We start from the raw sequence: 6,843 nt of genomic DNA, 5'->3' as shown, positions 1-6,843 counted from the left end.
GATTGGAGCCTTGCTAAACTCTCGTCAAGTAGACATCACTAAAGAAGCTGCCTTTAAGCAACCTTAGTTCGGTATTGAACCGGACTAAGGTTGTTTAGTCTCTTTGGAAAGCGCTCGTTGTTATAGAAATCTTAAAACCTCTATCATTTACGTATGGCTTATTGTCTTTTCCATATAAATGCTTACAATAGGTCTTGTACCATTTGCTATTTCGAGGAACATTTTGTCAACGAAATTCATCTAAGGAAAAATAAAAATGAAAATAACATTTCGAATTAGACTTCTATGATCGAGAACTCTGGAAAAGATGAAAATCGCCTAAAAACTATCTACGCTACGCATCGGGCTAGAAAGGTTGAAAGAGATGGAAAAAATCAAAGCTATAAAAACCGAATTGGGTGAAATTCATGGAAGAGACGCGATTTTCCTTGATGATATTCAATTCAATTATCAAAAGAAAGAAGTTACATTAATTGGCGAGATAAGCGGAGGATTATGTACAGAATCAGATGATGAAGAGTTTATTAAATACGAATTGCTATTCAAGAAAGTTTATTACTTTAATATGGTTGAGTTAGATGTAAGTTTACAGATGTTTGATCATCCATACCATGAAAGTGGTAGCTTCGTGGAAATAGGTAATACAAAAATACTTAGAGATATAAAGAATGCAAGAGGTCTGGAGTTAAAGCAATATGTAATATATACATATGACGAGGTTTTCGTTATCGCATGTCAAGAATTTGAATTACGTTTAAAGAAATAAGAGCTTTAAGCAACATTACACGAAAGATTGGGTATAGGTTTTGTCGTAATATATGTTTGGCTAAGCACTTGGTTCGCAAATAGTATGAAGAAGATGAGATTTCCTGAGGAGGTATAGTGTATATGTCTAATCATTGGGATATTTATTTTTGTGAGATTGAAGGTAAGTTTGCATCAGTTGTATTGGATATGGATATCTGGAAGGAGATTGAGAAATCTGAGTATCCACATCCGATGGTTTTAAGAATACGAATCAAAAACCCTGGAGAAAGCGGTACTCCAATTAATGAAGAGGCTGAATTAATCAACGACCTAGAAGATAAAATCAATGATGAAAGTGCAGGTTTTGGATTCCATGTTGGCAGGGTGACTACTGATGGGATACGGGATGTATTTTATTATTTTTCTAAACCTTACGAGCTAGAAAAAGCAGCAGAGACATATTTCTTGGAACATGGATATGAGATAGAGGTTCTTCATCTTGAAGAGGAAAATCCTTGGGATTTTTATTTTGAGTACCTTTACCCCGACAAATATCAAATTCAACATATGGGGAATCGAAAAGTTGTCGATCAGTTACGAGAGTCAGGGGATACATTTGAAGATGTGAGACAGGTAGACCATTGGGTCTATTTTCAATCTATTGAAGATAAAGAGTATTTCGATGCTAAGGTTAAACTTTTGGGATTCGAAATCGATTCAGATGCTCCTAATGACGATAAAATTTATTCTCATATCTATCGTTCTGATTACGTCGACTTCCATTCGATAAATGAAGTTACGGATATTCTTGTTGATTTAGTAGAAGAATGTAATGGCGAATATGATGGATGGGGAACTACAGTAGTTAAGTAGATGAGGAAGTGGAAATGAATGTAGCTATCATGTAAGTGTCAGATCAAATCTTTACAAATTGCCAGGGGGAAGGAATCGAAGATAAAGAAACAGAAGTTTAACATTTTTAAGAGAGATTAGAGAAGAGACAGGTTATGAAGCTGTTATGATGTATTATTAAGGAGAAGTAAGTAAATGAAACAGTTTGGTTGGTTTATAATAAATTTGTTGATTCTCTCCATTATTATATATATATCTTCTATTTCATATAGGATCTATACTTCTGCTGAAATTGACATAGCAACGTTGGGTTTTGAGAAACAATATGAGGTATATCCAAAGAAAGATGCTTATTGGTTTTCGTTTCTTTTTGCAGTAGCGGGGATATTATGTATAATGCTATCCCGATTTCAAAGAGGCTCAGAGAAAAGTAAGATTTTGATTTCATTCTTAATAATCCTTATACACATCCTTTTTATTCTTAACACACTGCTATCTCTTGCGGTTAATGACGAATACCCGCCGCTAACCATTATGACAAGAGTTGCGAACATAATAAGTATAATAGTTATATTATTAGCAGGAATTGATTTAATAGGTAACTTTAATAAGGCAGCAGACAATAGAATAAGAAAAATGGAAGAGCTGACTTGAAAGATGCTAAAAGAGGACTGTAACTTCTAGAAGTCGGAGGAAGGGAAGAGAAAATTTATGAAATAGGCTGGAGTGTCCTGTCACAATATCAGGGGGTAAAGGGATAGCGGCACTTGCTGTTGCGGAAGCCGTTGTCTATGCCAGGGAAACAATGATGAACAAGTTTATTCATGCCGTTTCTTCCATTCTTAATCCAGCATCGAACGCGATTTGCCGCAAGCTCAACTTTTCGGTTAGGAGTGAATGAGCTTTCGGAATATTCCCTTGGAAATTGCATGCGATGAAATGACTGGGTGACCGGCGATTAGAACCCCTCGGGACAGTAAAAAAAAGGAACTTTCTGTAGGAGTGATCTCGAACTCAACCGTAAAGTATGTTTCATTATGATTGGACATGATGTGTAGGCGAGTATGAAGCCGTATCTCTGCCATATGTATATAAAAAGACTGCAAAAGCGAGTACGGTGCTCGGAAATCACGAAATATGCGTAAATAAGGACACACACCTCACTTTCATCTCCTCTAAAGAGTGGTATAATAGTGCGTCACTATGTGAGGTCAAGGGGATCCTTGGCACAATACATGAAGAAGAGATGATACGGTGAGTACAATTGTTCCCAGTATAAAGAGAAGAACGACCTTCCTGTTGAATAAATATTTCACAGGAGAAACGCTTGATTATAAGCAAATTATCGCGATTATTATTCCGATATTTGTGGATCAAGCTTTTATTATTTTGATGAGCCTATTGAATACGGCCATGATCAGCTCCTCAGGGGTAGCGGCGGTAAGTGCGGTCAGCATGGTGGATTCGTTGAACATCTTCTTGGTCAACGTGTTTGTAGCTGTGGCGACGGGGGGAACCGTCATCGTCGCACAGTATAAAGGCAGGGGCAATGCGGATATGGTTTCGAAGTCAGCTGCTCAAGCCATCTCGGCAGTTGCGCTGCTGTCGATCTTGATCAGCGCGGTCGTTATTATTTTTCATAACCCCACACTAGACTTACTGTTCGGTCGTGCAGAAGCGGATGTCCTGGATAATGCAAGGATCTTTTTGATCGGGAGCTGCCTCACGTACCCGTTCATTGCGATTTTTCAAGCTGTGACGGGGGCGTTGCGCGGCGTGGCAGAGACGAAGGCCTGCTTGGGTCTATCGTTCATTATGAACTTGACCTACCTGTTTCTGAATATATTGTTCATTACGGTACTCGATATGGGCGTAGTCGGATTGATCATTTCCATGCTTACGGCTCGTGTGCTGGGAATGGTGATATCGTTAATTTATTTGTTGAAGATCAATCAGACGTTGCAGTTCCGAATTCAGAATGCACTAAAGTTGGATTTTTCGATTTTGAAAAAAATTATGATTATCGGCGTTCCTTTTGCAGCGGAGCAGATGTTCTTTAACGGCGGGAAGCTGCTTACACAGACGTTTATCGTTCAGCTCGGTACGCTTGCGATCACGGTCAATGCCATAAGCGGCTCCATATCGCTTGTGTTCCAGATCGGAGCGAATGCCTTAAGCATCGCGATCGTCACGGTCGTAGGCCAATGCATCGGACGACGCAATATTGAGGATGCGAGGAAGTTTATCAAGTCTTTCCTGTGGCTGTCCTCCATCATATTCGTTATTGCGGCAGTGATTCTCATGCCTTTATTCCCTTGGATCGTGAGATTGTTCTCTCCTCCGGCAGAGATCATTCCGGAGATCTTTAAACTTACGGTGCTGATTGCGATTACCCAGCCATTTTTATGGTCGATCAGCTTTATTATGCCATCGGCTCTTCGTGCAGCGGGTGATTCCAACTTTACTTCGATTACTGCTATGCTCACGATGTGGTTGTTCCGTGTCATTCTGGGCTATGTACTCGGGATACCACTTGGCCTTGGTATCATGGGGGTATGGATTGCAATGGTCATAGAGTGGGGGATCCGCGGCTCCGTCTTCCTCTGGCGCTTCCGCGGGGAGAAGTGGTACAGCCGGAAGTTGATTTGATAGTTTCATGAGCCATTACGTTAGCTCTTAAACAAAGAGAAAAGACAGCGAAATCCTATTTAAGGAGGAGTCACGCTGTCTTTTTTTTGCTCTCGTACACTGGATGACTCCCGGAGAGGAAGGAACAGGAGGGCATTTTGCAGAATATTCTAAATGAAATGTATTTACATATGATAGTAGCAGCCCAGTCATACATCAGCAGTTTCGTTTATCCGCATTGTGCAGCCCCATCTATTGTGCAATTTTACACCCACCTGACAACCACTTCGTAATGTTCTAACCGTTTCATCACAACAAGTAATGAAAGGGAGGTTTCTATGGAACTGGAAGAAATCAAGCAAAACTTAAAGGAAACAAGAGACAAACTGTTCGGAATTCTGAAAGGATTAAATGGAGATCAATTAAACGAACGAAAAGATGAGGATAGTTGGAGTATTGGTCAGATATGTCAGCACCTTGCCAAGGTAGAAGAAATATATGTCGTAGCCATTAAGAGGGGGTTACAGAATACAGAAGAATCATCCGTAGAACACAAATCAATCGATTCTTTACTGGACAGAAAAATAAAGCTAGCGGCTCCGGACATTGTAAAGCCAACGGATGAACGTTACGAATATGAAGACATCATTGCAAAACTAAACAGTTCCAGACAACAGTTTGTTGAAATGCTAAACGCCTTAGAGGATCCATCGATACTGAGTAGAAGACATTTTGTTCACCCTGCCTTTAAAGAGATGTTATTGATTGATTGGGTGAAATCGACGTACCTACATGAAGAAAGGCACATTCAACAAATTCAAGACATAATAAATGGGGTTAGATAAAGACTGGCATGCGGAAGATGCGGTCATTTAATTCCGAACTATACAGGTGAAGTCAATTTACTAGCGAATAATAATTTCATACGAGCAACAGCCGGTAATTGAAAGCAACTTTACGCTTGCATTCGATTGCCGGCTTTTTTAGCTTTTCTCATAAAAAGGGGGATGTCCATGTACAAATTAATACTCGTTGATGATGAAGAAGATGTACGAGAAGGTGTGCTGCATGAAATGGACTGGGAGTCATTAGGGTTTACGGTCGTGGAGACGGCAGAGAATGGTCAAGAGGCAATGGAGTACATAGAAAGATTGCAGCCGGATATTGTGGTGACCGATATTCATATGCCTTTCATGAATGGATTGCAGCTCGCGGAGTGGATTCGTAGTCATGATCCTTCGATGAAAATCATGATATTAACAGGCTACGATGAGTTTGAATATGCGCAGAAGGCGATCAAGCTCCATATAGACGAATACGTGCTCAAGCCATTTTCCGCTGCGGAATTGCAAGCCGCACTGGTGAAGGTCAAGCAGCAGATGGATCAGGAGGTTGCGGAGAAGAACAATCTACTAACGCTACAGGATCATTATCGAAAGAGCTTACCTGTATTGCAGCATGTATTTTTATCTTCTCTCCTTACAGGCAAGTGTTCATTGGAGGATATTCATGAGAAATGCGAGCGTTATGAGATGGATTTATCGGGTTCCGCTTATTTGGTCTCTGCGATTCAAATGGATCATAGCAAGGAAGAGAAGAACCGTTATTTATTGCAATTTGCAATATGCAATATTGCTGAGGAGCTCGTGCTGAAGCATATGCCGGGACGGGTATTTATTCACCATGATCATGTCATTGTGTTAACGATGAGCGCAAGCCGAGAGGGAGATAGGATGAGTCAGGAGACGATCGGGATCGTAGAAGAAATTCTTCAGAGTGTCCATCGATTTCTCAAAATAACGGTAACGATTGGCGTGGGAACTGTCGTGAATGATTTGTCCGAGTTGGCATCTTCTTATCAGGAAGCGGTACAAGCACTGCATTATCGATTGATTCACGGAAATCATCGCGTCATCTGGATTGAAGATGTAGAGGCGAAGCGGGTGAATCCACTTGTATTCGACGACATGAAGGAGCAGGCCTTAATCCGCTGTATGAAGGTAGGGACGATAGAAGAAGCGCAAGCGATGATGGGCGAGTTTTTTGATGTCGTGGAATCCTGCACGGTTTCGCTGCAAGATTTTCAAATCTATTGGATCGAAATTTGGACAGCCATGATGAAAGTGGCGAAAGATATGGACGTCAACTTCGAGCAGTTCCTCGGGGGTGCCGTACATCCATTGATGGAAATCTATCATTGCAATAATGCGTCAGAGGCAAAGAATTGGATGCTTCATCAATGTATGAAAATTATGAATTGCATCGCCGTCGAGCGGCAGACTGGCTACAAGAAGCTGGTGGATGACGCAAAAGCGTATATGAAGCTTCATTATGCGGATCTGGATATTTCGATTCATACGGTGTGCAGGCATTTGCACATCAGCACAGGTTACTTCAGCCATATTTTTAAGAAGGAAGCCAAAACCACCTTCGTAAGCTACCTACTGGAGCTAAGAATGGAAGCGGCGAAGGAGCTGCTGCGGTCAACGGATCTCAAAGCGTTCGAGATCGGTGAGAAGGTAGGGTATGCGGATCCGAATTATTTCAGCTTCAGCTTCCGCAAGCGCTACGGATTGTCGCCCAAGGAATACCGCAATCGGGATCGAGGGTGAAGGT

At 41.2% G+C, this 6,843-nt stretch carries 6 protein-coding genes and 1 pseudogene; 6 read left to right on the top strand and 1 reads right to left on the bottom strand.

Going from position 1 to position 6,843, the window contains the following annotated elements; genetic code table 11:
• Window positions 1–53: 53 nt before the first annotated feature.
• Window positions 54–122 (bottom strand): annotated as a pseudogene (locus tag RQP50_RS29295) (hypothetical protein); the annotation flags it as partial.
• Between the two features lie 242 nt (window positions 123–364).
• Between RQP50_RS29295 and RQP50_RS08970 the strand changes: the two are divergent.
• The 6 genes from RQP50_RS08970 to RQP50_RS08945 all read left to right on the top strand — a co-directional run bounded on the left by RQP50_RS08970 (window position 365) and on the right by RQP50_RS08945 (window position 6,839).
• The gene (locus RQP50_RS08970; RefSeq protein WP_315744913.1) at window positions 365–766 is read left to right on the top strand and encodes a hypothetical protein; all 402 of its coding nucleotides are present in this window, start codon (window positions 365–367) and stop codon (window positions 764–766) included.
• A gap of 122 nt (window positions 767–888) precedes the next feature.
• Window positions 889–1,620: a DUF695 domain-containing protein gene (locus RQP50_RS08965; RefSeq protein ID WP_315744911.1), complete on the top strand. Its 732-nt coding sequence runs from the start codon at window positions 889–891 to the stop codon at window positions 1,618–1,620.
• 174 nt (window positions 1,621–1,794) lie between these two features.
• Window positions 1,795–2,253, top strand: coding sequence for a hypothetical protein (locus RQP50_RS08960; RefSeq protein WP_174810329.1), 459 nt, complete (start codon window positions 1,795–1,797; stop codon window positions 2,251–2,253).
• Between the two features lie 600 nt (window positions 2,254–2,853).
• Window positions 2,854–4,248, top strand: a complete 1,395-nt coding sequence (locus RQP50_RS08955) for an MATE family efflux transporter (protein WP_065294092.1) — start codon at window positions 2,854–2,856, stop codon at window positions 4,246–4,248.
• 317 nt (window positions 4,249–4,565) lie between these two features.
• Entirely contained in the window at window positions 4,566–5,072 is a 507-nt protein-coding gene (locus RQP50_RS08950; protein WP_072730756.1) for a DinB family protein, read from the top strand.
• Window positions 5,073–5,240: 168 nt separating this feature from the next.
• Window positions 5,241–6,839: a response regulator gene (locus RQP50_RS08945; RefSeq protein WP_072730757.1), complete on the top strand. Its 1,599-nt coding sequence runs from the start codon at window positions 5,241–5,243 to the stop codon at window positions 6,837–6,839.
• The last annotated feature ends 4 nt before the right edge of the window (window positions 6,840–6,843 follow it).

The organism is Paenibacillus suaedae, assembly GCF_032337355.1.
GTDB classification, from domain to species: Bacteria; Bacillota; Bacilli; order Paenibacillales; family Paenibacillaceae; genus Paenibacillus_B; species Paenibacillus_B suaedae.
Note: the sequence above shows the minus strand (reverse complement) of the source record. Positions and strands in the feature narration are given on the sequence as shown.

Coding starts and splice junctions, on each gene's coding strand:
- RQP50_RS08970 (WP_315744913.1), top strand. CDS start 365: ATGGAAAAAATCAAAGCTATAAAAACCGAATTGGGTGAAATTCATGGA.
- RQP50_RS08965 (WP_315744911.1), top strand. CDS start 889: ATGTCTAATCATTGGGATATTTATTTTTGTGAGATTGAAGGTAAGTTT.
- RQP50_RS08960 (WP_174810329.1), top strand. CDS start 1,795: ATGAAACAGTTTGGTTGGTTTATAATAAATTTGTTGATTCTCTCCATT.
- RQP50_RS08950 (WP_072730756.1), top strand. CDS start 4,566: ATGGAACTGGAAGAAATCAAGCAAAACTTAAAGGAAACAAGAGACAAA.
- RQP50_RS08945 (WP_072730757.1), top strand. CDS start 5,241: ATGTACAAATTAATACTCGTTGATGATGAAGAAGATGTACGAGAAGGT.